Below are 25,746 nucleotides of genomic sequence, written 5' to 3'. Positions count from 1 at the left end.
ATCGGGGTTGGTGTGCCGGGCCGGGTTGCGTGGGTGTCTGGTTGGCTTGCGGTCTCTGGCTTGCGGTGCGTCGTGGTGGGGGTGTGGTCCGCCGTGGCCGGGTTCGGGTGGTCAGGTTGCGGTGCGTCGTGGTGGGGGTGTGGTCCGCCGTGGCCGGGTTCGGGTGGTCAGGTTGCGGTGCGTCGTGGTGGGGGTGTGGTCCGCCGTGGCCGGGTTCGGGTGGTCAGGTTGCGGTGCGTCGTGGTGGGGGTGTGGCCCGCCGTGGCCGGGTTCGGGTGGTCAGGTTGCGGTGCCGTCGTGGTGGGGGTGTGGCCCGCCGTGCCCGGCTCCGGGCGGTCAGGCTTGATCCCTGCGCCGGGCACGGCGGGCCACACCCCGTCGGTGGTTGCGCGTCGTCCGTGCCGCCCTGTTCGTCGGCGCCGCTCCGGTGTGCGCTGACGATCCGGTGTGCGCCCGACCGTTCGGTCTGCGGCGTGTGCCCGGTGTGTGCCGACGTCCTGGGCCGTCTGGTGGTCGACGGTGTCGGGTGTCGGGTCGGGTGTCCGGTTTCGGGGGTGTGATCGGGGGCATCGCGGGCGCGGAATCGTGGCGGGGTCGGGGTCGTTACACCCTGCGTACGGCCGAGTGAGGGCACGTTCCGCCTGCGGGTGGGGGTGCCGGGCCCGGAATGACGGCGGGCCGGCGGTCGTTGGACATGGTCCGGCCGACGCGAGGGCGTCCCCCCGCCCCGGCGAGATCCTGGTCGGTCTGATCTTTTCCCCTTGAGTTCCCTTGTGAGCGCCGGACGGTGCTTGCACCCCGCGTTTCCGATCCCCCTCGGTAGTCGTGCGGGTGCCTTCCCCCGAATGGAGCCCATCGTGAACACGATCATGCGTAAGAGCGTTCTGGGTGTCGCTGGTCTGGCCTTTGCCGGTGGTGTGTTCGCCGGTCCGGCTGCCGCTCACGCCTCGCCGGTCGAGGCCGCTCCGGTCACCGCGGTGGCGGTGCAGGCCGACAAGCCGGGCGTGGACAAGGGCAAGCTGGTTCCGCACGGTGTGCAGGGTGCGCAGTCGCGGATCGATCTGTCGGACGAGCAGGTCGGTAACGTGAAGGCGATCGTCGCGGCGACGAAGAAGGCCGGGATGGACGAGCGTGCCGCCGTGGTGGCGATCGCGACGGCGTTGCAGGAGTCGAAGCTGGAGAACCTGGGTCATCTGGGTGAGCGCAACGACCATGACTCGCAGGGCCTGTTCCAGCAGCGCCCGTCGAGTGGGTGGGGCACGGTGGAGCAGATCACCGACCCGGAGTACTCGACCATGGCGTTCCTGAAGGGTCTCAAGCAGGTCGACGGGTGGCAGGACATGCCGCTGACGAAGGCGGCGCAGACGGTGCAGGTGTCGGCCTACCCCGACCACTACGCGCAGTGGGAGCAGCAGGCCGCCGACCTCGTCGCCGAGCACTGGAACAGCTGACACACGTGAACCACCGCCGCTGGCCGGTACCCCGCACGGGGTGCCGGCCAGCGGCGTCTTCGCCGTCGGTCCGGTCGGTTCGGTACGGGGCCGCCGGGTCGCCGTCAGCCCGGGGCGTGGACCCGGACCACCACGGCGGTGGCGTTGTCGTCGCCGCCGGCGGCCAGTGTGGCGTCGAGCAGGTCCCGGACCGCGTCCTGGGGACGCGGGGCCGCCAGGAGGCGGCACATCCGGTGGTAGTCGACCTGGTCGCTGACCCCGTCGGTGCAGAGCAGCCAGACGTCCCCGGCGCGCAGCGACACGGCGAGCAGGTCCGCCTCCGGCTCTCCGGGGTGGCCGGCGTAGCGGGTGAGCTGGTAGCGGGCGTGGGCTGCGGCGGGGGAGTCGGCCGGGTACCAGCCGTGCAGCACGCCGAGCCAGGCCGCGGTGTGGTCGACGGTGACCAGCTCCAGCAGCCCGTCGCGCAGCCGGTACGCGCGGGAGTCGCCGAGCTGGACGATCCAGCCCTGGCCGCCGTCCGGCTCCACGAGCAGGGCGGTCAGCGTGCAGCCGGTCAGCTCCGCCAGGCCCGCGCCGGCGGCGCGTACGGCCGACTGGAGGTGGGCCACGGCGGCGCGCAACTGCCGGGGAGCGACCTCGGGCCAGGCGGCCCGGACGTGCGCGACCAGCGTGCCCGTCGCCGTCGCCCCGGCCCGCCGGCTGCCCTCGCCGGCACCCATCCCGTCGGCCACCGCGACGAACGGCAGGGCCGGGTCGACGTGCAGCACGTCGAAGTTGGCCGGGTAGCGGTCGCCGACGACGCTGCCGCCGACGACCTCCAGCGTGATCCCGCCGAGCGGGTGACGGTGCGGCTCGGTGGGCACGGGCGCCTCTGCGGGGCGCGGGCGGCGGCTGGACACCGGCGGACGGTAGCACCGGAGGACCCGGGATTGGGTGTCAACGTGAGTTGACAGACGGGCGGTGTCAACGTAAGTTGACGACATGAGTCAGGCAACGGAACTCGCCGCGGCGGCCGGCAGCACCGACCCCCGGGTCGGGCTGCGCGCCGTCCGCGCGCTGCGCCGGCTGCTCGAACGCCTCGAGGTGGTCCAGGTGGACAACGCCCGTCGACAGGGCTGGTCCTGGCAGGAGATCGCCGACGAGCTCGAGGTCAGCCGGCAGGCGGTCCACAAGAAGCACGCCGGGCGACCGGCGGTCGGATCCTCCTGGGAGGCGTGATGTTCGAACGGTTCACCGAGCGGGCCCGCACCGTGGTGCGCGCCGCCCGGGACGAGGCCCGGGCCGAGGGCCAGCGGCCGGTCGGCACCGAGCACCTGCTGCTCGCCCTGCTCGCCGACGGCGACAGCCTCGCCGCGCGGGTGCTCGCCGATGCCGGCGTCCGGGCCGACGACCTGCGGGCCCGCGTCCGCCGGCACACCGAGCGGGGCGGCACCGGCCTCGCCGACGCCGATGCCGCCGCCCTGCGCGAGATCGGCATCGACCTCGCCGCCATCGTGGCGCGGATCGAGGAGTCCTTCGGCCCCGACGCGCTGCGCGAGGCCGCGCCGCCGCCGCGCCGCCGCTGGGGTCGCCGACGGTACGCGGGCGGGCCCTTCTCCCCGCGCGCCAAGAAGAGCCTGGAGTTGGCCCTGCGGGAGGCGCTGCGGCTGCGCCACCGCCACATCGGCACCGAGCACATCCTGCTCGGCGTGCTGCGCGAGGGGCAGGGCCTCGGCGCGCTGGTGCTCACCGAGGCCGGCGCCGACCTGGACGACCTGCGCCGCCGCGTGGAGACCGCCCTCCATCCCGCAGCCTGACCCGCACTCCGTTGGTCATGAGGTCGGCCGGTCGGATCGATCCCGACAACCGCCGTCGACCTCATGATCGACGGGGAGGGCGTCAACATCGTGATCGACGGGGAGTCGGCACCACAGGCCGGCGACGGGAGGCCGGCGACGGGCCAGGGGTGGGAACGGCGCCGGGCCGGCAAACCCGTTTTCGGTGCGCGTAACGTCACCGCTCCGTCGGGTCGCTGCCGGGGCGGTTCTGCTGCACACTGGCGCCGTGGATGCTGGACAGGACAGGAGCGCGGCGCACGAGGGCGGCCTGCGCTCCGCCGTGGTGGTCAACCCGGTGAAGGTGGCCGACCTCGACGAGCTGCGACGAACGGTCCACGACGCCCTCGCCGCCGCCGGATGGCCGGAGCCGCTGTGGTTCGAGACCACGGTCGAGGACCCGGGCCGCGGCCAGACCGAGAAGGCGGTCGAGGCCGGCGTGGACGTGGTCTTCGCCTGCGGCGGCGACGGCACCGTGATGTCCTGCGTCAGCGGCCTCGTCGGCACCGACGTGGCGCTCGCCGTGCTGCCCCAGGGCACCGGCAACCTGCTCGCGGCCAACCTGGGCCTCTCGAACGACCTGGCCGCCGGGCTGGAGGTAGCCGTCGAGCGCGGCCGCCGGCTGCTCGACGTCGGCGCGGTCGAGGACCACTACTTCACCGTGATGGCCGGCATGGGCTTCGACGCCCAGATGCTCGCCGACACCTCGGAGACCACGAAGAAGCGGATCGGCTGGCCGGCGTACGTCGTGGGGGCCGCCCGGCACCTGCGCGACCGGCCGATGAAGGTCTCCATCCGCATCGACGACCAGCAGCCGATCCGTCGGCGGGCCCGCTCGGTACTGGTCGCCAACGTCGGGCGCCTCCAGGGCGGCGTACGCCTGCTCACCGAGGCCGAGCCCGACGACGGCTACCTCGACGTCGCGGTGCTCACTCCGCGTACGCTGCGGCACTGGCTGGCGCTCGGCTGGGCGGTCGTACGCAAGCAGGACCGCGTCCCCCGGATGGAGGTCTTCCGGGGCAGGCGCGTGGAGATCACCAGCAACCGGGCCCAGCCCCGCGAGCTGGACGGCGACCTCATCGAGCCCGGCCGCACCCTGAAGGCCGAGATCCGGCGGCGGGCCCTGTGGCTCTGCGTGCCGCAGCCCGAGCAGGCCCCCGACCTGGCCGACGACGCGCAGGCGGCGGGGGAGCGGGGCGAGCAGCTCATCGAAGAGGCGCGCCGTGAGTAGCACCCGGATGGTGCCGGAGACCCGGCTGATGCCCGACGAGGAGCTCAACGCCGACGACGCCTGGCACACGCTGCGCCGCCACGGCGGCTGGCACCTGCTGCGGGACGCGTTCATCCGGTTCCGCTACGGCGACGGGTTCAGCCACTCGCGCGCCCTCGCCCTGCAACTCTGCCTCGCGGTGGTGCCGTTCATGATCGCGCTGACCGGCCTGATCAGCGAACTCGGCGTGGAGGAGGGCGGCCAGGTCGTCGCCGACACGGTGCTCGCGCTCACCCCCGGCGCGAGCGAGCCGGTGGTGGCCGAGCTGCTCGGCGAGGGCGACCGCACCGAACGCGCCGGCGAGCTGGCGCTCGGCCTCGGCATGATCACCGGCCTGGTCGCGCTCACCAGCACCATGGCGCAGATCGAGCGCGGGGCCAACCGGATCTACGGCGTGGAGCGGGACCGCCCGGCGCTGTGGAAGTACGTCCGCGCCGCCGTCCTCGCCCTCACGGCCGGCGTACCGGCGCTGACCGGGTTCCTGATCCTCGTCGGCGGCGGCCCGATGGGCGACTCGGTGCAGCGGCACTACGCCTGGGGCGAGCTCGCCAACGGCGTCTGGGACGCAGTGCGCTGGCCGCTCAGCCTGGGGCTGACCGTCCTCGCCGTCGCGGTGCTGTTCCGGCACGCGCCCCGCCGCAACCAGCCCGGCCTGTCCTGGCTGTTCTTCGGCGCCGGGATCGCCACCGCGCTGTGGTGGCTGGCCAGCCTGCTGCTCGCCGCGTACGTGCGGTTCAGCGACGGGTTCGGCCAGACGTACGGCGCGCTGACCGGGATGATGGCGTTGCTGCTCTGGGCCAACCTGACCGGCATGGCGCTCTTCGGCGGCCTGTCCTTCGCCGCCCAGCTGGAGGCGCTGCGCATCGGCGTACGCGAGCCCGCCCAACCCGACCTCTGGGAACCCGAGACCGAGCGCGAGGGCATCCACGACACCGGCGAGATGACGTCGCTGTAGTCCGCTTCGGACACCCCCCGGTGTACGCGGAGCGTCGATCGGGTACTGCGGCACGCCAGAGGCGAGAGGGAGGCTGCCGTGGGCGCGGTCAAAGAGGCGTTGCGACGACCCCTGGGTCACTTCACCGAACGGACGCTCGCCGGCCTGGCGGTCGTACTGGGCGCCGGGGTCGGTTTCGGGGTGCTCCTCGTCCTGGTCCGGACCAGGTGGACCCCGCTCTACGACGTCGACCACGGCGTGGCCGCCTGGCTCAACGACCTGGTCGCGCCGCACGGGCCGCTGGTGACCGTGCTCAACGCGCTCACCGACCTGGGCGGCCGGGCGGTCATCATCTGGCTGGTGTCGGTCGCGGTGGTCGGCCTGCTGATCCGGCGGCAGGGCCGGCTCGCGGTGTTCCTCATCGTCACCGGTCTCGGCGCGCTGATCCTCGACCCGGCGCTCAAGACGCTCGTCGACCGGCTGCGCCCCGAGGTGGACGTGCCGATCGGCAGCTACGCGGGGGACAGCTTCCCCAGCGGGCACGCCCTCGGTTCGATGGTCGCGTACGGGGCGCTGCTGCTGGTCTTCCTGCCGGCCATGTCGCGTCGCTGGCGCAAGCCCGCGATCGCCCTGGTCGCCACCGTCGTGTTCCTGATCGGCCTGACCCGGATCGCGCTGGGCGTGCACTTCCTCTCCGACGTGGTCGGGGCCTGGCTGCTCGGCGCCGCCTGGCTCGGCGTCACCGCGTACGCCTTCCGGCTGTGGCGGCTGGAGCGGGGCCGGCCGGTGCCGGCGCTGACCGAGGGACTGGAACCGGAGGCCGCGCACGACGTGGCGCCCGCCCCCGACGAGGCGCACCTGCTGCCGCACCCCCGGGCCGCCGTGTTCGAGCTGGTCGTCGGCTGGGTGCTCGTCCTCGGCGCGCTGTACGGCTTCGGCATGTTCGTCAGCTACCACGCCGGCGGCACCTTCTTCGCCACCCTCGACACCGACGTGCCACGGTGGTTCGCCGAGCACCGCACCCCGGGCAGGGACGACTTCAGCTACTGGTGGAGCAAGGTCGGCGACACCCACGCGATCCTGCTCATCTCGCTGGTCTTCTGCCCGCTCGTGCTGGCCGTGTGGCGGCGCTGGCGGCCGGTGCTGTTCGTGGCGTTGACCATGTTCGGCGAGCTGAGCCTCTTCCTCGCCGCCGCGGCGGCCGTCGACCGGCCGCGGCCGCCGGTGGGCAACCTCGACGGCCCGATGCCGACCTCCTCGTTCCCGTCCGGCCACATCGCCGCCACCCTCTGCGTCTGGGTGGCCATCGCGGTGATCGTCTTTCCGCGTACGGACCGGTGGTGGCGGTGGGTCTTCGTGGCGCTGGCGGTGGTGATGCCGACCGGCGTGGCGATCTCCCGCATGTACCGGGGGATGCACCACCCGACCGACTTCATGGGCGCGATCATCCTCACCGCCCTCTGGGTCGGGCTGCTCTACTGGGTGGTCCGCCCCAACGAGGACCTGCGGGAGGGAAACCGGCCCAGCATCGAGTCCGAGGACGTGCACACCCTGGACGACGAGCTGGCCAAGGCCGCCCGGGTGGACTGACGCCGGCGATGCTGCGGGTGATGACCTGGAACATCCGGACCGGCGGGCGGGACTCCGGCGGCGCCGACCGCCGCGACCGGCTGGTGCGGGTCGTCGCCGAGCAGCGGCCCGACGTGCTGGCCCTGCAGGAGTTGCGGAACTTCGACTCGGGCGACACGCTCGCGGACTTCGCGGGCCGGGTGGGGATGACCGCCCACCTGGCCCGGTCCTGCCTCGGGCAGCCGGTGGCGGTGCTGCTCCGACCGCCGCTGCGCGCCCTCGCCGCCGCCCGGGTGCGCCGGCCGTTCCACCACGCCGCGCAACGGGTCACCGTGCCGACCGACGCCGGCCCGCTGACCGTGCTGAGCGTCCACCTGGACCCGTACTCGGGCCTGCGGCGGCGCGTCGAGGCGGGCTGGGTCGCCGCCGCGCTGCGCCGCGCGCCGGGCGAGCTGGGGCTGCTGGCCGGGGACCTGAACACCCTCGACCCGGTCGCCGACCACACCGACCGGATCGCCCGGCTCCCCGCCGCGTACCGTCGTCGTCACCTGCGCCGGGACGGGCGGACGGTGGACACCCGCGCGGTGGCCCGGCTGCTCGCCGCCGGCCTGGTCGACCTGTACGCGGCGGCCGGCACCCCCGACGCCGGCCTGACCGCGCCGACCCGGCACGGCGGCGGGGCGGAGTTCTCCGGAATGCGGCTGGACTACCTGCTCGGCACCGCGCCGCTCGCGGCGCGGGTGCGAGACTGCCGGGTGGTGCGGGGCGGCGACGCCGAGTACGCCTCCGACCACTACCCGGTCGTCGCAGACCTGGCCCTCGACCCGGCCTGAGCCCGGTCGTCGGCCCGGGGCCCGGTCCTACCAAGGTCTCGTGCGGTGACCGCGAGCGCGCGGTGGGGCCACAGAGGGCGGGGTGGGATCGGCGGGCGGTGGTTACAGGAGCAGGTTGAGCAGGACGGTCAGGACGACCGAGGCGACGATCGAGAAGAGGATCATCAGGAGGCAGCCGAGGCCGCCGCCGGCGGGTCGGATCTCCGTGTTGCCGATGCGCATGTGATCACCTGTTCGTCAGCGACGGGGCGAGAAGGGCACGGATCGCGTCGGCGACCTGCGCCGGTGCGGTGGTGGCGACGTTGTGCGCGGCGCCCGGCACGGTCACCGCGCGGGCCCGCGGCACCAGTCGGGTCACCTGCGAGCGCCAGGACGCCGGTACTACCGGGTCGCGGGAGCCGGTGACCACGAGCGTGGGCGCGGCGATCCGGACCAGGTCCGCCTCGACGCCGTTGCGTACCGAGTGCGACAGCGTGGCATGCACCCGCCAGGGGCGGGCGTCGACGACGTCGCGGAGCAGGATCGGCGCCTGCAACGGCGCCTCGCGCAGCGTGTCCACCAGCCAGCGCCCGAACTGCCCGCGCCGGGAGCGGGCGGCCGGGTCGCTGGTCGGCCCCGCGAGCACCACGGCCCGGACCGCGTCGGGGTGCCGCGCGGCCAGCGCCGCCACGACCTCCGCGCCGAACGAGTGCCCGACCAGGCAGGCCGGCGGCATCCGGTACGCGGCGAGCCAGGCGGCCAGGTGGTCGGCGTGCCGGAGCACGTCGTACGCCGTGCCGGGGCGCTCGGTGAGCCCGAAGCCGGGCAGGTCCGGCGCGTACACGGGGTGGGTGTCGGCCAGCGCCAGGGCGAGCGGGGTCAGGTAGCGGTGCGACACCGCCAGCCCGTGCACCAGGACGACCGGCGTGCCGCCGGTGCCCGGGTCGGCCGTGCGGCGGGTGTGCGTACGGAGCCCGTCGACGAGCCGCCACTCGCTGGTCAGGCCGGCGGCCGGGCGGGGCGCGGCCAGCGCGAGGCGCAGCTCGGCCGGGCCGAACCTGCCGGGCGGGGTCGGCCGGGGCCGCCGGGTCGGCGAGGTCCTCACAGCTCGCGCAGCCGTGGCAGCAGCTGCTCCTGCGCCCACTCCAGGAACATCGGCTGCGTCTCGCCGCCGACCTGCACGATCGCCACGTGGGTGAAGCCCGCGTCGACGAACTTCTTGAACGCCTCGACGTGGCGGTCCACGTCGGGCCCGCAGGAGATCCCCTCGGCCACGTCCTCCTCGCGGACGAACTGGGTGGCGGCGGCGAACGACTCCGGCCCGGGCAGGTCCGCGTTGACCTTCCAGCCCATCCCGAACCAGCGGAACTGGTCGTGCACGATCTTGCGGCACTCCGCCTCGTCCCGGCCGTAGCAGATGGCCACCTGCCCGTAGCGGGGCTTTCCGGCGCCGCCCGCGTCGTCGTACATCTCGATGATGTGCGGGTCCGGTTCGGTGGCGACGATGCCGTCGCCGTACTCGGCCGCGAGGGTGGCCGACTGCCGGCCGGAGGCGGCCACGGCCACCGGCACCGGGCGTTCCGGGCGGTCCCAGACGTACGCGTCGGGCACGTCGTAGTGGTTGCCGGAGAAGGTCAAGGTCTCCCCGTTGAGCAGGGGCCGGATGATCTGGAGCGCCTCCTCGAACATCTCGTGCCGCTGCTGCACGTGCGGCCAGCCGCCCACCACGTGCTCGTTGAGGTTCTCGCCCGCGCCCAGGCCGAGGGTGAACCGGCCGTCGGAGAGGACCCCGACGGTGCTGGCCTTCTGCGCCACCACCGCCGGGTGGTAGCGGCGGATCGGGCACGTCACGAAGGACATCAGCTCCGCCCGGCCGGTGGCGTGCGCGACGGCGCCGAGCACCGACCAGGCGTACGGGGAGTGGCCCTGCGAGTCGAGCCAGGGGTAGTAGTGGTCGGAGACGACGAGCTGGTCGAAGCCGGCCGCCTCCGCCCGCACCGCGTAGTCGACCAGCTGCTTGGGGCCGGCCTGCTCACACATCAGGGTGTAACCGACCTTGACCATGGCGCTCCTTCCGACCTGGGCGGATCATCCCCGGATACCCCGACCGGGGCGGGTCAACCATCCCGTCCGGGGTCCCCGCCCACGCTCCTTAACCGGTTCATTGCGTGGCCGGAAGGATCGGCCTACGCTGATCCGTGCGCGGCCGAGAGCCGGGCGGCGGCTGTCGGGCTGCAGCCGCCATCCCCCTGTGACGTCCCACCCCCTCCTGGGCAGCGGGGGTCCTCCCTTGAGGAAGGCCATGAAGAAACGACTCTCCGCCGCCGGTGCGGCCCTGCTCGCGCTGCTGGTCGCCGTGCTGGCGTTCGGGCAGCCCGCGCGGGCCGCGACCGGCTTCTCCGTCGCCGACGGCAGGCTCTACGACGCCAACGGCAACGAGTTCGTCATGCGCGGCGTCAACCACGCGCACACCTGGTACCAGCAGCAGACCGGTTCCTTCGCCGACATCAAGGCGCTCGGCGCGAACGCCGTGCGGGTGGTGCTGGCCAGCGGCCAGCGATGGGCGAAGAACGACACCGCCGACGTCGCCAACGTCGTCTCCCTGTGCAAGGCCAACCGGCTGATCTGCGTGCTGGAGGTGCACGACACCACCGGCTACGGCGAGCAGAGCGGGGCGGCCACCCTGGACCAGGCCGTCGACTACTGGCTGAGCGTCTCCGCCGCCCTCGCCGGCCAGGAGAAGTACGTCATCGTCAACATCGGCAACGAGCCGTACGGCAACCAGGGCTACGGCACCTGGGCCACCGACACCTCGAACGCCGTGAAGCGGCTGCGCGCCGCCGGGCTGGACCACACGATCATGGTGGACGCGCCCAACTGGGGCCAGGACTGGTCGTTCACCATGCGCGACAACGCCGCCTCGGTGTTCGCCGCCGACCCCGACCGCAACACCGTGTTCTCCATCCACATGTACGGCGTCTTCGACACCGCCGCCGAGGTCAGCGACTACCTGGGCCGGTTCCGCGCCGCCAGACTGCCGATCGTGGTCGGCGAGTTCGGCTTCGACCACTCCGACGGCAACCCCGACGAGGACGCCATCCTGTCGTACGCGCAGGCCAACGGGATCGGCTACCTGGGCTGGTCGTGGAGCGGCAACGGCGGTGGCGTCGAATACCTCGACATGGTCACCAACTTCGACCCCGCCAGGCTGACCACCTGGGGTCAGCGGATCTTCAACGGCGCCAACGGCATCAGGGCGACCGCGAGGGAGGCGACCGTCTTCGGCAGCACCCCGCCGACGACTCCGCCGCCCACCACGCCGCCGCCCACCACGCCGCCACCGACCACGCCGCCGCCGGGCGGGTGCACCGCGACGTACACGGTGGTCAACCAGTGGCAGGGCGGCTTCCAGGGCGAGGTGAAGGTGACCGCCGGCTCCGCCGCGATCACCGGCTGGACGACGACGTGGACCTTCGCGAACGGCCAGTCGGTCAGCCAGGCGTGGAACGCCACGGTGAGCGGCAGCGGATCGTCGTACACCGCGCGCAACGTCGACTGGAACGGTCGGCTGGGCGCCGGGGCCAGCACCAGCTTCGGCTTCATCGCTAGCTGGAACGGCACCAACGCCACGCCCGCGGTGACCTGCGCCGCGCGCTGAGGGCGAGGGGCGCCGTCGGTGGCCGGGCCCGCGCCGGCCCGGCCACCGGCGGCGCGCGCCGCCGTGCCGCGTCAGCGTGCGGTCGGGGCGGCGGCGAGGCGGGCGGCGCGCATCGTCAGGTACCGCTGCTCCGGCAGGCTCGTGGTCAGGGCGGCGGCGGCCCGGTACGCGGCCACCGCCCGTTCCCGGTCGCCGGCCATCTCGTGCAGGTGCGCCCGGGCAGCGGGCAGCCGGTGGTGCCCCGCGAGCCGGGGATCGGCGTCCAGCGCGTCGAGCGCCGCCAGGCCGGCGGCCGGGCCGTGCACCATCGCGGTCGCCACCGCCCGGTTGAGGGAGACGACGGGGTTGCCGGAGGATCGTTCCAGCACCTCGTACAGGGCGAGGATCTGCGACCAGTCGGTTTGCGCGGTGCTGGGCGCCTCGTCGTGCAGCGCGGCGATGGCCGCCTGGAGCTGGTACGGCCCGACCGGCCCGCGCGGCAGCGCCCAGGTGACCAGGGCGACGCCCTCGGCGATCGCCGCCGCGTCCCAGCGGCTGCGGTCCTGGTCGGCCAGGGAGATCAGCTCGCCCGAGGGCCCGGTCCGGGCGGCGGCGCGGGCGTCGGTGAGCAGCATCAGCGCGAGCAGCCCGGCGACCTCGGCGTCATGGGGCAGGCGGGCGCGCAGGGCCCGGGTCAGCCGGATCACCTCCTCCGACAGGTCCACCCGGCGCAGGTCGGCGCCCAGGCTGGCGGTGTGCCCCTCGGTGAAGATCAGGTAGAGCACGTGCCGCACGGCGGCCAACCGCGCCTCCCGGTCGGCCGGCTCGGGCATCCGGAACGAGACCCGCGAATCGCGGATGCGCTGCTTGGCGCGAGGAATTTCCCGCCGCCGTCCGCCGTCCGCGTCACTCGTCGGCGGCGGTGAGTTCGAGCAGCACGGACTGCTCGGGGTGCAGCGCCGGCACCTGGAGCCCGACGGTCGCCAGCACCGCGCCGCCGAGCGTCACCCCGCCGTCGGCCAGCCAGCCCGGCTCGGTGAGCTGGAGGGTCGCGGGCTCCGGCACGCCCGGGACGGGGCGCACCGCGTACCGCCGGCGGGGGTCGAGGCCGGGGAGCCGGACCGGCCCGGGCACCTGGGCCACCGACGTGGCCAGCCGGGTCACGGCGTACACCGCGTGGGAACCGTCGTGGGCGACCACGCCGTGCGCCCAGACGGCCGGGTCAGGGTGGTCGACCCGGACCACCCGGCCGGCGTGCAGCAGCGGGCGGAGCCGCTTGTGCAGCGCCACCCAGGCGGCCAGTTCGCGGCGCTGCGCGAAGCCGATAGCGCCGATGTCCCACTCGATGCCGTGGTGGCCGAAGAGCGCGGTGGTCGCCCGGAAGCCCAGGTCGTGCACCCGGTGGGTGGTGTGCGAGCGCTCGGGGCCGATGTGGCTGCCGACCAGCTCCGGCGGCAGCAGCAGGCCGGTCCAGCGCTGGATCGCCAGCCGCTCCAGGGCGTCGTTGCAGTCGCTGGCCCAGACCCGGTCGGTGCGCCGCAGGATCTCCAGGTCCACCCGGGCGCCGCCGGACGCGCAGCTCTCGACCTCCACGCCCGGGTGGCGGCGGCGCAACTCGTCGAGGAGCCGGTAGACGGCGAGGGTCTGCTCGTGCACGCCGGGCCGGCCGTGGTGGCCCGCCTCGGTGAGGTCCCGGTTGTGGTCCCACTTGAGGTAGCCGATGCCGGGATGCGTGGTGAGCAGGTCGTCGAGCCGCTCCAGCAGATAGGCGTACGCGGCCGGGTGCGCCACGTCGAGCACCTGCTGGTGCCGCCACTCCGGCGGCAGTCGGCCGGGCGCCGCGAGCACCCACTCGGGGTGGGCACGGAACAACTCCGAGTCGGGATTGACCATCTCCGGTTCGACCCAGAGCCCGAACTGCATGCCGTGCCCGCGTACGTGGTCGATGAGCGGATGCAGGCCGTCCGGCCAGACCGCGTCGTCGACGTACCAGTCGCCGAGGCCGGCGAGGTCGTGGCGGCGGCCCCGGAACCACCCGTCGTCGAGCACGAAGCGTTCCACGCCGACCTCCGCCGCGTGGTCGGCGAGGGCGCGGAGCCGGTCCAGGTCGTGGTCGAAGTAGACCGCCTCCCAGACGTTGAGGGTGACGGGGCGCGGGGTGGCCGGGTGCTGCGGCCGGGCGCGCAGGTGGGTGTGCAGTACGTCGCTGAGCCCGTCCAGCCCGACGTCGGAGAAGACCGCGTACAGCAGCGGGGTCGCGTACTCCGCGCCGGGGGCGAGCAGCACCTCGCCGGGGGCGAGCAGTTCGCCGCCGCCGAGTGTGGCCTCGCCCGTCGGCCGGCGCTCGGCGAAGGTCACGTGGTCGCCGCTCCACGCGGTGTGCACCGCCCACACCTCGCCGTGCCCGAAGCCGAACCCGGCCGTGCCGGCGACCAGCAGCAGGGTCGCGTCGTGCCCGGTGCGGCCGTGCCGGCCCTCCCGCACCCACGCGCCCATCGGCCACGGGTGCCGCTGCGGCGACCGTTCCCGGCACCACCGGCCGGTCAGGTCGAGCAGCTCGGTGGCGACCGCCGGCACCGGCAGCACCGGGGTCAGCTCGCGCAGCTCGTACGCGGTGGCGCCGTCGTTGCGCAGCCGGTGCCGCAGCAGCACCAGCCCGGTCGGGTCGAGGGTGACCTCGACGGTCAGCGACAGCCCGGCGTCGGCGTCGGACGCCCGGACGGTGACCCGGGCCGGCGCGGCCGGATCGTCGTCGCCGACGTCGAGGGAGTCGAGGCGGAAGGCGGTGGACCAGGCGGCGCGGTCGCGGTGCCCGGCCAGCGCCGGCCGGCCGCTCCAGCCGGCCGACGCCTCGGGCAGCAGGGAGAGCACGGTCGGGGCGTCGAAGCTGCTCGGCACGACCGGCGCGACGGTGGCGTCGACGAGTGCGGGCAGGTCGCCGGGCGGTACCGGGCCGAGGTCGGCGCCCCAGTGCGTCACCCGGGGCAGCGCCGGGCCGCGCGCGTCGAGCACCAGGCTGGTCCGCGCGCGGCGCAGGTGGACGACGCTCATCCCTTGGACGCTCCCAGGGTCAGGCCCCGGACGAACTGCTTCTGCAACAGGAAGAAGATCACCAGGGTCGGGATCGCGACCAGCACCGAGCCGGCCGAGACCAGGTTGTTGTCGGTGAAGAACTCGCCGCGCAGGTTGTTCAGCGAGCTGGTCACGGGGAACTTGTCGCCGGTGCGCATCAGCACGGTGGCCCAGAAGAACTCGTTGTAGATCCAGGTCACCTCCAGCGTGGCCAGCGCCGCCAGGGCCGGCCGGCACAGCGGCATGGTCACCTGCCAGTACTGCCGCCACACGCTCGCCCCGTCGACCATCGCCGCCTCGTAGAGGTCGCGCGGCAGCGCCTTCATGTAGTTGCTGAGCACGAAGACGCAGAAGCCGCACTGGAAGGCCACGTTGACCAGGATCAGGCCCCAGTAGCTGTCGTAGAGCACTTCGGAGTCGCTCATGAACGCCGGCAGCGGCACCTGCGTGAACAGCCGGAACAGCGGGATCAGCAGGGCCTGCTGCGGCAGCAGGTTCGCCGCGGTGAACAGGCCGAGCAGGACGATGTTGGTCTTCCAGCTGAACCGCGCGATGACGAACGCGACGCACGAGGCGAGGAAGAGCGTCAGCAGCACCGCCGGCACGGTGATGTACGCGGAGTTGAGGAAGCGCTTGCCGAACTCCGCCGTCCGCCAGGCGGTGACGTAGTTGTCGAGGGTCCACCCGCCGAGCGAGACGTAGCCGTGGGTCGCGGTGTACTCGTAGGAGCGCAGGGAGGTCAGCACGGCCCAGAGGATCGGGAAGAGCCAGCCGACCGCCACCGCCGCGAGGAACACGTGCAGCACGACCCGCTGCGGGCGCGGCGGTCGACGGCGGGCGGTGGCGGGCGTCGCCCCGGCCCGCGGGCCCACGGTCATGGCGGTCATCGGCGTCCCTCCCGCATGACGGTCACCAGGTAGACGGTGATGAAGACCAGCGAGACGACCAGCATGATCGTCGCCAACGCCGAGCCGAACCCGATCCGGCTCGCCTCGCCCACCACGTTCTGGGTGACCAGCGCGGAGAGCAGCTCCAGGCCGTTGCGGCCCTTGTTGACCACCCAGACCAGGTCGAACGCGCGCAGCGACTCGATCACCGTCACGACCAGCACGATGATGTTGATCGGCCGCATGACCGGAAAGATCACCGAGAAGAAGGTGCGGCTCTCCGACGCGCCGTCCACGGCGGACGCCTCCCGCAGCGACGGGTCGACGCCCTTCAGCCCGGCCAGGTAGAGCAGCATGACGTAACCGACGTGCCGCCAGCCGGCGGCCAGCAGCACGGCCCAGATGTTGACGTCCGGGTCGCCGTACCAGTCGACGTCGGTGCCGAGGACCGCGTTGACCAGGCCCTGGTCGCGGGAGTAGAGCAGCTGCCAGACGAAGCCGATCAGTGCCAGGGAGAGCACCACCGGCAGGTAGAGCGCGGTCTGGTAGAACCTGGTCGCCCGCAGCTCCTTGTCGAGCAGGACGGCCAGGAACATGCCGAACGGGGTGGCCACCACGAACAGCGCCGCCAGCCAGAGCATGTTGTTCCGCACGGCCGGCATGAACGGCGGGTAGTTCTGGACCACGTCGGTGTAGTTGCGTGCGCCGACCCACTCGATGTCGCCCAGCGGGCCGATGCCGTCCCAGTCGGTGCCGGAGAGCGCCACCGTGGCCACCGCCGGCAGCCAGACCAGACCGACGACGAGCAGCAGCGGTACGAGCACCATGAGCGTGACGACCACGCGGTCGGTGCGGGACAACAGCCGTAGCCGGCGGCCGCGACCACCCGTGGCGGTGGTGGTCGCGGCCGGCGACGGCACGGCGCGATCCGCCTGGATCAGGGGCAGGTCGGACACGGTGTCCTTCCCCTCTCGCCGTCAGTCGGTGAAGATCGACTTCTTCTGGTTCTCGATGCTGGACGTCAACCCGTCGATGTCCTTCGGGTCCTTGATGAACTGCTGCAGCGCCGGGATGATCACCGTCGAGGCGAAGTCCGGGCGGGTGTCGCGGTCGAGGAACTGGGCGATCTCGGTGGCCGAGCCGACCAGCTCGGCGGCCTTGCGCTGCAACGCGTTGTAGCCGCTGGTGTCGGCCTGGGTGTTGGCGACCAGGGTGCTCGGGTCGTTCTTCACGGTGATGTCCGCGGCAGCCTTCGAGCCGACGTACTCCAGCAGCTTCCTGGCGTTGGCCTCCTGCTTCGGCTTGCGGGCCATCATGTAGCCGTCGATGGGCGCGTCCAAGGCCTTCGCCCCGATCGCCGGGTCGATCTCGGGGAAGGTGAAGAAGTCCAGGTCGTCGAGCTCGTCGTTGTTGAACTGCTGGCCGAGGAAGAGGCCGAGCAGGTACATGCCGCTCTTCTTCTGCTGCAACGACTGGGCGGCCTCCTGCCAGGTCCGGCCGAGGCTGTCCGGCTGGTGCAGCGGCAGCAGCCCGCGCCAGGTGTCGAAGACCTTCCTGACCCGGTCGGAGGTCCAGGACTCCTTGCCGGCCATCAGGTCGACGTGGAACTGGTAGCCGTTGATCCGCAGGTTGAGGATGTCGAAGGTGCCCATCGCCGGCCAGCCGTCCTTGTCGGCGAAGGCGATGGGGACGAGACCGTCCTTCTTCATCTCCCCGGCGAGGGCGGTCATCTCGTCGAGCGTCTTCGGCACCTGGTAGCCGTTCTGCTGCCAGACCGACTTGCGGTAGAAGACGGCCCACGGGTAGTACGACGACGGCACGAAGTACTGCTTGCCGTCGTCGCCGGTGGAGGCCTTCCTGAAGGCGTCCGAGAAGCCGGAGAGCTTTCCCCACACGTCGCTGAGGTCGCCGGCGAGGCCGCGGGCGGCGAAGAACCGCATCCGGTAGCCGGCGAACCACATGAACACGTCGTCGGGCTTGCCCTGCAGGTAGTTGTTGATGTTCTCCTGGAACGTGTTGTGGTCGACGGTGTTGACGGCGACCCGAAGGCCGGACGAGGTCTGGAACCCGTCCATGACCTTCGCGACCACCTCCTTGGGCTTCGGGTCGGACTGGTTCGAGCCCAGCGACACCGTCTTGGCGTCCGACCCGCCGGAGTCGGAGCCGCCGCAGCCGGCGAGCAGGCCCGTGCCGAGCAGCGCGCCGGTGCCGGCGGCGCCGGCCAGCAGCGACCGACGGTGGAGGCCGGCGACGGAGGGGGGTACGAGCCGGGCCAGGTATTCGGCCTGGGTGCGGGGACGGGACATGGTGCCTCCTGCGGATGAAGAGGTGTGCCCGAGGGCCGGTGAGGGCGGTGTCCCAGCAACCGTGATCACACATCCGGATCCATCGCGAACCCACATTCGCGAACACGAATTGCCAGTGGCGCCTCAAGCTACTCGTCCTCCGGGCGCTGTCAAGGGGGCGGCATCGGCGCGGCAATCCAGCCGCGACAAGGCAGTTGGCCGGTAAACGTTGTAAAGATGATCGATGTTGGAACGTGTTGACTTGGCCGCCCTCGCCGGGCACGCTCTGCATCCATGCGGCGATGGCAGGGCGAGCGGATCTGGTTCGGTGCCGACTACAACCCCGAGCAGTGGCCCGAGTCGACCTGGGCCGAGGACGTCGAGCTGATGCGCCGGGCCGGGGTCAACCTGGTCTCGGTCGGCATCTTCTCCTGGGCGCTGCTCGAACCCGAGCCCGACGCGTACGAGTTCGGCTGGCTCGACCGGGCGCTCGACGTGCTGCACGCGGGCGGCATCGCGGTCGACCTGGCCACCGCCACCGCCAGCCCGCCGCCCTGGCTGGCGCACCGGCACCCGGAGACGCTGCCCCGGCGCGCCGACGGCGCGATCCTGTGGCCGGGCGGGCGGCAGGCGTACTGCCCCAGCTCGCCGGTGTTCCGCGAACGGTCGCTGGCCCTGGTCGAGGCCGTCGCCACCCGGTACGCCGAGCATCCCGCCGTGGTGATGTGGCACGTCTCCAACGAGCTGGGCTGCCACAACGTGCACTGCTACTGCGACGTCAGCGCGGCGGCGTTCCGCCGCTGGCTGCGCGGGCGCCACGGCGACCTGGACGCGCTCAACGACGCCTGGGGCACCACGTTCTGGAGCCAGCGCTACGGCGACTGGGCCGAGATCAACCCGCCGCGCGCCGCGCCGACCTTCGCCAACCCCACCCAGCAGCTGGACTTCCTGCGCTTCTCCTCCGACGAGCAGCGGGCCCAGCTGCGCGCCGAACGCGAGGCGCTGGACCGCCTGGTCCGCCAGCCGGTCACCACGAACTTCATGATCGGCACCGGAATCAAGTACCTGGACTACCACTCCTGGGCGTCCGACGTGGACGTGGTCGCCAACGACCACTACCTGACCGCCGCCGACCCGCGTGCCCACGTCGGCCTCGCCCTCGCCGCCGACCACACCCGCGGGATCGCCGGCGGCGCGCCGTGGCTGCTGATGGAGCACTCCACGAGCGCCGTCAACTGGCAGCCGCGCAACGTCGCCAAGACCCCCGGGCAGTTGCGCCGCAACAGCCTGGCGCACGTGGCGCGTGGCGCCGACGGGGTGCTCTTCTTCCAGTGGCGGGCCTCCCGCGCGGGCGCCGAGAAGTTCCACTCCGCCCTGGTGCCGCACGCCGGCCCCGACACCAAGGTGTTCCGTGAGGTATGCCGGCTCGGCGCCGACCTCGCGGCCCTGGCCGAGGTGCGCGGCAGCCGGGTCGACGCCGAGGTGGCGATCCTGTTCGACTACGAGGCGTGGTGGGGCGTCGAGCTCGACTCGCACCCCAGCGTCGACGTCACGTACGCCGACCGGCTCGGCGCGCTGCACGAGGCGCTGTGGCGGGCCGGGATCACCGCCGACGTGGTGCACCCGTCGGCCGACCTCTCCCGCTACCGGCTGGTGCTGGCGCCCACCCTCTACCTGGTCCGCGACGCGCACGCCGAGGCGCTGCGCGGATTCGTCGAGGCCGGCGGCACCGCCCTGGTGACGTACTTCAGCGGCATCGTCGACGAGCACGACCACATCCGCCTCGGCGGCTACCCGGGGGCGTTCCGGGAGCTGCTGGGCGTACGCGTCGAGGAGTTCTTCCCGCTGCGGGCGGGGGAGCGGGTCACCCTGGACGACGGCTCCACCGCCGACGTGTGGACGGAGTGGCTGCACGCCGAGGGCGCCCAGGTTCTCGCCGCGTACGCCGACGGGCCGCTGCCGGGCGTGCCGGCCCTGACCCGGCACGCGGTCGGCGCGGGCGCGGCCTGGTACGTCGGCACCCGACTGGACGCGGCGGCCACGGACGCGCTGGTCGCCCGGCTGGTGGCCGAGTCCGGGGCGCGTCCGGCCGCGCGGGTGCCCGTCGACGTGGAGGTGGTCCGGCGGCGGGCCGGCGACCGCAGCTGGCTGTTCGTGATCAACCACACCGACGTCGACGTCCGGCTCGACGCCACCGGCGTGGAGCTGCTGACGGGCCGGCCCTGCGACGGCGAGCTGGTCGTGCCGGCCGGGGAGGTGGCCGTCGTCCGCGAGGGCCCCGCCGCCGGCGCGGCTCCCACGTCCGTAGCGTGACGGCCCGAAGGAGGTCATCCGGATGCTGGCCCAACAGCGGCAGACCGCGATCCTCGAACTGATCCGGCAGCACGGCGGGGTGCGGGTCAGCCACCTGGTGAGCCGGTTCGGCGTCTCCGACATGACTATCCGGCGCGACCTGGAGGCGCTGGCCGAGCGGGGCCTGGTCGCCAAGGTCCACGGTGGGGCGACGCTGGCCGGTCCGGGCTCCGCCGAGGAGCCCGGCTTCGCGGCCAAGTCGGTCCGGCAACAGGCCGAGAAGCGGGCGATCGCGGAGCGGGCCGCCGCCCTGGTCGAACCGGGCATGGCCGTCGCGCTCTCCGCCGGCACCACCACCGCCGCGCTCGCCACCCTGCTGGCCGACGTACGCGGCCTGACCGTGGTCACCAACTCGATCCCGGTCGCCGACGCCCTCTACCAGAACCCCCGCGCGGACCAGACCGTCGTGCTGACCGGCGGCATCCGTACCCCCTCGGACGCGCTGACCGGGCCGGTGGCCGAGGCGGCGGTCAGGTCCCTCAACGTCGACGTGCTCTTCCTCGGCGTGCACGGGATGAGCCCGCGCACCGGGTTCACCACGCCGAACCTGCTGGAGGCCGGGATCAACCGGTGTCTGGTCGACGCGTCCCGCCGGCTGGTGGTGCTGGCCGACCACACCAAGTGGGAGACGATCGGCATCGCCACCATCGCCCCGCTGGCCGAGGCGGACGTGCTGGTCACCGACGCGGGGCTGCCCGTGGCGGCGCGTCACCAGGTGGGCGACCAGGTGGGCGAACTGGTCGTGGTGGAGGTGCGGTGACGACCCGGGCCGGCGCGCTTCACAGACACTTCACAGCGCTGCCGGTTAGCCTCCCGGTGAGTTCAAGGGCCGGCTCCAGGGCGGAGCACGGCGTCATGCTGCGGGAGTTCCGATGGTCTTCAAGAAGATGCTGAGCGCGTTCGGCGTGGGCGGGCCGAGCGTCGACACCGTCCTGACCAACCCGAACACCCGGCCCGGCCTGAACCTGGAGGGCCAGGTCAACCTGCTGGGCGGGGACGCCCCCGCCAACGTCGAGCAGGTCGTCGTCAGCCTGGTCACCCGGGTCGAGATCGAGGGCGGCGACACCGAGTACGCGGGCGTCATGGAGTTCCACCGGCTGCCGGTCAGCGGCGCCTTCCAGCTCGCCCCGAAGCAGCAGCTCTCCCTGCCGTTCCAGCTCCCGGTGCCGTGGGAGACCCCGATCACCGACGTGTACGGCCAGCGGCTGCGCGGCATGACGATGGGGCTGCGCACCGAGCTGGCGATCGCCCGGGCGGTCGACAAGGGCGACCTGGACCAGGTCAACGTGCACCCGCTGCCGGTGCACGAGCGGATCCTGGAGGCGTTCCAGCGGCTCGGTTTCCGCTTCAAGCACGCCGACCTCGAACGCGGCCACATCCGGGGCACCCAGCAGACGCTGCCGTTCTACCAGGAGATCGAGTTCTTCGCCTCGCCGCAGTACGCGGGCACCATCAACGAGGTCGAGCTGACCTTCGTCACCAGCCCGCACGGGGTCGAGGTCATCCTGGAGTGCGACAAGCGCGGCGGGTTCCTCACCGCCGGGCACGACGTCTTCGGCCTCTACCGGGTCTCGCACGCCGACGCCGACCGCAGCGACTGGACGCAGGTCGTCGACGGCTGGCTGCGCGAGACCACCTCCCGCTACGGCAGCCTGCGCGCCCAGGGCTTCGGCGGGCACGGCCACGGCCACGGCCGGGGGCCCGGCATGGGCGGCGTGGTCGCCGGGGCCGCGCTCGGCCTCGCCGGAGGCATGATCGCCGGCGAGATGATCGAGGATGCGGTCGAGGGCGACTTCGCCGAGGACTGGGGCTTCGAGGAGTAGGACCACACGCGACGGTGGCCTCCCGGGACTGTCGTCCCGAGAGGCCACCGAACCGCTGTGGCGCGCGGTGCCCGGGTCAGTGCCGGGCCTTGCGCTCCTCACCGCTGCGCCAGTTGCTGCCGGCCTTGGCCAGACCACGGCTACCCAGGTATCCGATGGTCAGCAGCGTGATCATGAACCAGGCGTTGTCGGCCCGGAAGATGTCCACCCCGGCCGAGTTCCGCCCGACCAGCTGCGAGGCGGCCAGCACGCCGATCACGGCCGCGATGTAGACCCAGAACTCGGTGGTCCGCAGCGACGGCTTGGTCTCCGTGCCGGGCGCCTGCATGGCCTCGCGACGCCCGTCGTGCACCATCGGCATCGGCCGGGTGGGTGTCTCCTGGATGGCCCGGTCCTGCATGGTGCGGTTGGGCGCGTCCTGCGCCGGGCGGTTCATCGGCCTGGTGGATGCAGCCTGCGTGCTCATCTTGTCCTCCTCAGGATGCGATGAGTCGTACCTGCACTCCCTCGCCCCGCTACCGCGTTTCGGCCACGGCACGGTTCGCGTTCATGGCGGGGGCACCCGCCGTCTACCCGGCCCGTCGGGGGCAGTAACACCCGCAGGCGGCCGGGAAAATCCGCGCCCGCCCGTCGCCCCCGCCGGCCGTGCGGCGCGCGCCACGGCCGGGGTACGTCACCGGCCTGTCCGTGGCCGCCCGGCCTGTCCGTGGCCGCCCGGCCTGTCCGTGGCCGCCCGGCCTGTCCGTGGCCACCGGCCTGTCGGTGGCCACCGGCCTGGCCACCGGCCTGTCCGTGGCCACCGGCCGGGCCGGGGCGGCGTGGTTTGCCGGGCCGGTCGTCGGGCACGCGGTGCAGACCGACACTCTCTGCGAGGTGATGGACGTGCGCGAGGACGACAAGCCACAGGACGCGGCCCGCCGTGCCGAGGACCGGATCGCCGGCGGCGTGTACGGCGAGGGCGCCCTGGACGAGGTGACGGTGCCCCCCAACGACGTGCAGCGGGTCATCCAGGACGAGGACCCGGACGACCCCGCCCACGTCCCGGTCGACCCGGAGGTGCTGCGCGACGGCGGCCCCACCCGCGGGCAGGGCGCGGTCACCACGACCGGCGGGACCGCCGGCCCGGCCAGCGTGCGCCGGGTGGCCCGGCAGCCGGAGCGGCACCCCGGCAAGGTGGCCCCGACCACCACGGGCGACGCCACCACCGGCGGGATGAGCACCCCGGCGGGCGGCTCCACCAGCGACCAGTCCGGCACCGCCAGCCAGGTCGGCGACTTCACCGACGAGTGACCGCCCCTTCACCCTCCGCCGGGGCGAGGGGGTCAGGCGGGGCGGATGACGCCGAGGCGTTGGGTGGCGCGGGTGAGGGCGACGTAGAGGTCGCTGCGGCCCCGCGGGGACTCGGCGACGATGCGGTCGGGGTCGACCAGCAGGACCGAGTCGAACTCGAGCCCCTTGGCCTGGGCGACGGTGAGCACCACCACCCGGCTCTCCAGCTCCGGGTGCTCGCCGACGGCCGCCTCGGGCAGGGCGGCGGTGAGCGCGCCGCCGAGCGCGTCGACCCGGCCGGCCGGCACGATCACCCCGAGCCGGCCGTCGGCGAGGCCCGCCGCCTCCCGGGCCGCCGCCTCGACCACCTCGGCCGCCAGCCGCTCCGCCGCCACCGCGCGGTCCCACGGCGGCACCCCGCTGGAGCGTACGGAGCGGGGCGGGCGCAGCGCCGGGTCGATCTCGGCGAGCACCTCGGCGGCGACGGCCATGACCTCGGCCGGGGTGCGGTAGCTGACCGTCAGCTCCTCCAGCCGCCAGCGCTGCGCCACGTACGGCTCCAGCGCGTCGGCCCAGGACGGCGTGCCGGCCAGCGCCCCCGTCTGCGCCACGTCGCCGACGATGGTCATCGAGCGGCTCGGGCAGCGCCGCATCAGCAGCCGCCACGCCATCGGCGACAGCTCCTGCGCCTCGTCGACGATCACGTGCCCGAACGCCCAGCTCCGGTCGGCCGCGGCCCGCTGCGCGGTGGTCAGCCGGTCGACCTCCTCCTGCCGTTCCAGCAGCCGGTCGGCGTCGATCAGGTCGGTGACACCGAGGATCTCGCCGCCCTCGGCCTCGTCCTCCACGTCGATCGAGCGGGAGCCCCGGGCGATCTCCAGCACGCCCTCGGCGTACTCCCGCTGCATGGCCCGGATGCGCTCCCGACGGGCGGCGGCGGCCCGCTCGTCCTCGCCGAGCAGCTCGGCCGCCTCGTCGAGCAGCGGCACGTCGGCCGGCGTCCAGCCGCCCGGCTCGCGGCGCAGCAGGGCGCGCTCGGCGTCGGTGAGCATGGGCGCGGCGGCGGCGATGCGGTCGGGCGAGGCGTACAGGTCGGCGAGCAGGCGCTGCGGGGTGAGCACGGGCCAGAGCTGGTCCAGCGCGGCCCGCACCTCGGGCTCCTCCCGCAGCTCGCGACGGATCTCGGCGACGTCGGCCTCGTCGAGCAGGTTCTCCCCGCCGAGCGGGTCCGCGCCGATGCGCTCGGCGACCTGGGCCGCGAGCGCGTGGACGATCTCGACGTCGAACAGCGCCCGGGCCAGGTTGTGCGGGCGGCCCGACCGGCGGGCCCGGTCCCGGACGTCGCGGACGGTCGCCGGGTCGAGCCGGAGCACCTCCTGCTGCGGCAGCTCGATCTCCAGCGGCTCGTCGGGCACCCACTGCCGGTCCCGCACGGCGGCGGCCAGCATGTCGGCCATCACCGCGCGGCCCTTGAGCGCGGCGGTCTCGGCGGTCTCGGCGCGCCGGGCGCTGACCCCGGGGAACAGGTCGCCCTGCGTACGCAGCAGCACGCCCGTCTCGGCCAGCGCCGGGAGCACCTGGGAGATGTAGCGCAGGAACGTGGCGTTCGGGCCGACCAGGAGCACGCCCCGGGTGGAGAGCTGCTGCCGGTGGGTGTAGAGCAGGTACGCCGCGCGGTGCAGCGCCACGGCGGTCTTGCCGGTGCCCGGGCCGCCCTGCACCACGAGCACGCCCGGCAGGTCGGCGCGGATGATGCGGTCCTGCTCGGCCTGGATGGTCTCGACGATGTCGCGCATCCGGCCCGTCCGGCCGGCGTTGAGCGCGGCGAGCAGCGAGGCCTCGCCGGTGAGTTCCTCGTGCGCGGTGGGGGAGGCGGTCGCCAGGTCCAGCACCTCGTCGTTGAGCGCGACCACCTTGCGCTCCCGGGTGCGCAGGTGCCGCCGCCGCCGTACGCCCTGCGGGTTGGCGGCCGTGGCGAGGTAGAAGGCGCGGGCGGCCGGGGCGCGCCAGTCCATCAGCAGCGGGTCGTAGTCGCCGCTGGTGTCGAAGATGCCGATCCGGCCGATGTAGTGGGGACCGCCCTCGTCGGTGTCGAGGCGGCCGAAGCAGAGGCCGTTCTCCACGGCGGCGAACTGCTCGACCTGTTCGGCGTACATCCGCACCGCGCTGTCGCGCTGGGAACGGGCCTGAAGGGTGCCGCCGGTCGCGCGCAGCTCCTCGGTCAGCCGACGGGACGCCTGCTCACGCAGCCCGTCGAGGCGCCGGTAGAGCATCGAGACGTATTCCTGTTCGCGGCCGATCTCGTCGTCGGGCCGCAATTCCCCGGAATCGTCGGAATGCCTTGACAAGCCGTCTCCCAATTGGTTATCATCGCTCTCGGAACGGCTATTCGAGAGCCGTTCCTTTTTGTTGCCTGAACTGAGAAAGATACCGCGCGCCGCGTGCCCGGACCAAGCGCGTCGGGGTCACGTCACGGCCGGGTCGCGCGGCCGGCTACCCACCGCCCACCGCCCACCGCCCACCGCCCACCGCCCACCGCCCACCCGCCGCCCGCGCGCCGTGGCCCTCGTG

General features: G+C 73.4%; 22 protein-coding genes. 12 read left to right on the top strand and 10 right to left on the bottom strand.

From position 1 onward, the window contains the following. The first annotated feature begins 857 nt into the window (after positions 1–857). Positions 858–1,451 carry a hypothetical protein gene (locus GA0070606_RS07515; protein WP_091107422.1) on the top strand — a complete coding sequence of 198 codons (594 nt, stop codon included), beginning with the start codon at positions 858–860 and terminating at the stop codon, positions 1,449–1,451. Positions 1,452–1,555: 104 nt separating this feature from the next. Here GA0070606_RS07515 and GA0070606_RS07510 read toward each other — a convergent pair whose 3' ends face one another. Next, positions 1,556–2,350, bottom strand: a complete 795-nt coding sequence (locus GA0070606_RS07510) for a PP2C family protein-serine/threonine phosphatase (protein ID WP_245724598.1) — start codon at positions 2,348–2,350, stop codon at positions 1,556–1,558. Positions 2,351–2,432: 82 nt separating this feature from the next. On the opposite strand from GA0070606_RS07510, the gene GA0070606_RS07505 reads away from it, so the two are divergent. From GA0070606_RS07505 to GA0070606_RS07480, 6 genes are all read left to right on the top strand, one after another. Next, positions 2,433–2,669 (top strand): HTH domain-containing protein, encoded by a 237-nt coding sequence (locus tag GA0070606_RS07505; RefSeq protein WP_089001290.1) that lies wholly within the window; start codon positions 2,433–2,435, stop codon positions 2,667–2,669. Then, positions 2,669–3,247, top strand: a complete 579-nt coding sequence (locus tag GA0070606_RS07500; RefSeq protein ID WP_091096264.1) for a Clp protease N-terminal domain-containing protein — start codon at positions 2,669–2,671, stop codon at positions 3,245–3,247. The genes GA0070606_RS07505 and GA0070606_RS07500 overlap by 1 nt, the downstream gene beginning before the upstream one ends. A gap of 247 nt (positions 3,248–3,494) precedes the next feature. Next, complete coding sequence (locus GA0070606_RS07495) at positions 3,495–4,496, top strand: diacylglycerol/lipid kinase family protein (RefSeq protein ID WP_091096262.1); 1,002 nt, start codon at positions 3,495–3,497, stop codon at positions 4,494–4,496. Next, entirely contained in the window at positions 4,489–5,490 is a 1,002-nt protein-coding gene (locus GA0070606_RS07490) for a YihY/virulence factor BrkB family protein (RefSeq protein ID WP_091096260.1), read from the top strand. Before GA0070606_RS07495 ends, GA0070606_RS07490 begins: the two co-directional genes overlap by 8 nt. Before the next feature lie 78 nt (positions 5,491–5,568). Beyond that, positions 5,569–7,059: a phosphatase PAP2 family protein gene (locus GA0070606_RS07485; protein ID WP_091096258.1), complete on the top strand. Its 1,491-nt coding sequence runs from the start codon at positions 5,569–5,571 to the stop codon at positions 7,057–7,059. An 8-nt stretch (positions 7,060–7,067) separates the two neighbouring features. After that, positions 7,068–7,871, top strand: a complete 804-nt coding sequence (locus GA0070606_RS07480; RefSeq protein ID WP_091096256.1) for an endonuclease/exonuclease/phosphatase family protein — start codon at positions 7,068–7,070, stop codon at positions 7,869–7,871. 226 nt (positions 7,872–8,097) lie between these two features. Here GA0070606_RS07480 and GA0070606_RS07475 read toward each other — a convergent pair whose 3' ends face one another. Beyond that, a complete protein-coding gene (locus GA0070606_RS07475) occupies positions 8,098–8,955 on the bottom strand; it encodes an alpha/beta fold hydrolase (RefSeq protein ID WP_091096254.1) in 858 nt (285 codons plus the stop codon). Then, positions 8,952–9,914, bottom strand: a complete 963-nt coding sequence (locus GA0070606_RS07470; protein ID WP_091096253.1) for a TIGR03557 family F420-dependent LLM class oxidoreductase — start codon at positions 9,912–9,914, stop codon at positions 8,952–8,954. Before GA0070606_RS07470 ends, GA0070606_RS07475 begins: the two co-directional genes overlap by 4 nt. 238 nt (positions 9,915–10,152) lie before the next feature. Between GA0070606_RS07470 and GA0070606_RS07465 the strand changes: the two genes are divergently transcribed. Further along, positions 10,153–11,508: a cellulase family glycosylhydrolase gene (locus tag GA0070606_RS07465; protein WP_091096250.1), complete on the top strand. Its 1,356-nt coding sequence runs from the start codon at positions 10,153–10,155 to the stop codon at positions 11,506–11,508. Positions 11,509–11,579: 71 nt separating this feature from the next. Here the strand turns inward: GA0070606_RS07465 and GA0070606_RS07460 are convergent, their stop codons facing one another. The 5 genes from GA0070606_RS07460 to GA0070606_RS07440 all read right to left on the bottom strand — a co-directional run bounded on the left by GA0070606_RS07460 (position 11,580) and on the right by GA0070606_RS07440 (position 17,752). Beyond that, on the bottom strand, positions 11,580–12,320 hold the full coding sequence (locus GA0070606_RS07460; protein ID WP_091096248.1) for an RNA polymerase sigma factor: 741 nt from the start codon (positions 12,318–12,320) through the stop codon (positions 11,580–11,582). A 73-nt stretch (positions 12,321–12,393) separates the two neighbouring features. After that, a complete protein-coding gene (locus tag GA0070606_RS07455; protein ID WP_091096246.1) occupies positions 12,394–14,538 on the bottom strand; it encodes an alpha-galactosidase in 2,145 nt (714 codons plus the stop codon). Further along, entirely contained in the window at positions 14,535–15,446 is a 912-nt protein-coding gene (locus tag GA0070606_RS07450; RefSeq protein ID WP_176737264.1) for a carbohydrate ABC transporter permease, read from the bottom strand. Before GA0070606_RS07450 ends, GA0070606_RS07455 begins: the two co-directional genes overlap by 4 nt. Beyond that, complete coding sequence (locus GA0070606_RS07445; RefSeq protein ID WP_091096242.1) at positions 15,443–16,402, bottom strand: carbohydrate ABC transporter permease; 960 nt, start codon at positions 16,400–16,402, stop codon at positions 15,443–15,445. Before GA0070606_RS07445 ends, GA0070606_RS07450 begins: the two co-directional genes overlap by 4 nt. Positions 16,403–16,423: 21 nt before the next feature. Next, positions 16,424–17,752 carry an ABC transporter substrate-binding protein gene (locus GA0070606_RS07440; RefSeq protein ID WP_091096240.1) on the bottom strand — a complete coding sequence of 443 codons (1,329 nt, stop codon included), beginning with the start codon at positions 17,750–17,752 and terminating at the stop codon, positions 16,424–16,426. Positions 17,753–18,025: 273 nt separating this feature from the next. Between GA0070606_RS07440 and GA0070606_RS07435 the strand changes: the two genes are divergently transcribed. From GA0070606_RS07435 to GA0070606_RS07425, 3 genes are all read left to right on the top strand, one after another. After that, positions 18,026–20,044, top strand: coding sequence for a beta-galactosidase (locus GA0070606_RS07435; RefSeq protein ID WP_091096239.1), 2,019 nt, complete (start codon positions 18,026–18,028; stop codon positions 20,042–20,044). A 22-nt stretch (positions 20,045–20,066) separates the two neighbouring features. Then, the gene (locus GA0070606_RS07430) at positions 20,067–20,843 is read left to right on the top strand and encodes a DeoR/GlpR family DNA-binding transcription regulator (RefSeq protein WP_091096237.1); all 777 of its coding nucleotides are present in this window, start codon (positions 20,067–20,069) and stop codon (positions 20,841–20,843) included. A 112-nt stretch (positions 20,844–20,955) separates the two neighbouring features. Further along, positions 20,956–21,906: a sporulation protein gene (locus GA0070606_RS07425; RefSeq protein WP_091096235.1), complete on the top strand. Its 951-nt coding sequence runs from the start codon at positions 20,956–20,958 to the stop codon at positions 21,904–21,906. Between the two features lie 76 nt (positions 21,907–21,982). Here the strand turns inward: GA0070606_RS07425 and GA0070606_RS07420 are convergent, their stop codons facing one another. After that, a complete protein-coding gene (locus GA0070606_RS07420) occupies positions 21,983–22,372 on the bottom strand; it encodes a hypothetical protein (RefSeq protein ID WP_091096232.1) in 390 nt (129 codons plus the stop codon). A 416-nt stretch (positions 22,373–22,788) separates the two neighbouring features. On the opposite strand from GA0070606_RS07420, the gene GA0070606_RS07410 reads away from it, so the two are divergent. Next, complete coding sequence (locus tag GA0070606_RS07410; protein ID WP_091107421.1) at positions 22,789–23,196, top strand: hypothetical protein; 408 nt, start codon at positions 22,789–22,791, stop codon at positions 23,194–23,196. A gap of 32 nt (positions 23,197–23,228) precedes the next feature. On the opposite strand, the gene GA0070606_RS07405 is transcribed toward GA0070606_RS07410, so the two are convergent. After that, positions 23,229–25,448, bottom strand: a complete 2,220-nt coding sequence (locus GA0070606_RS07405) for a HelD family protein (protein ID WP_176737522.1) — start codon at positions 25,446–25,448, stop codon at positions 23,229–23,231. Between the last annotated feature and the right edge of the window lie 298 nt (positions 25,449–25,746).

The sequence above is a fragment of the Micromonospora citrea genome (assembly GCF_900090315.1).
Taxonomy (GTDB): Bacteria; Actinomycetota; Actinomycetes; order Mycobacteriales; family Micromonosporaceae; genus Micromonospora; species Micromonospora citrea.
This window is presented reverse-complemented; position numbering and strand designations above follow the sequence as displayed.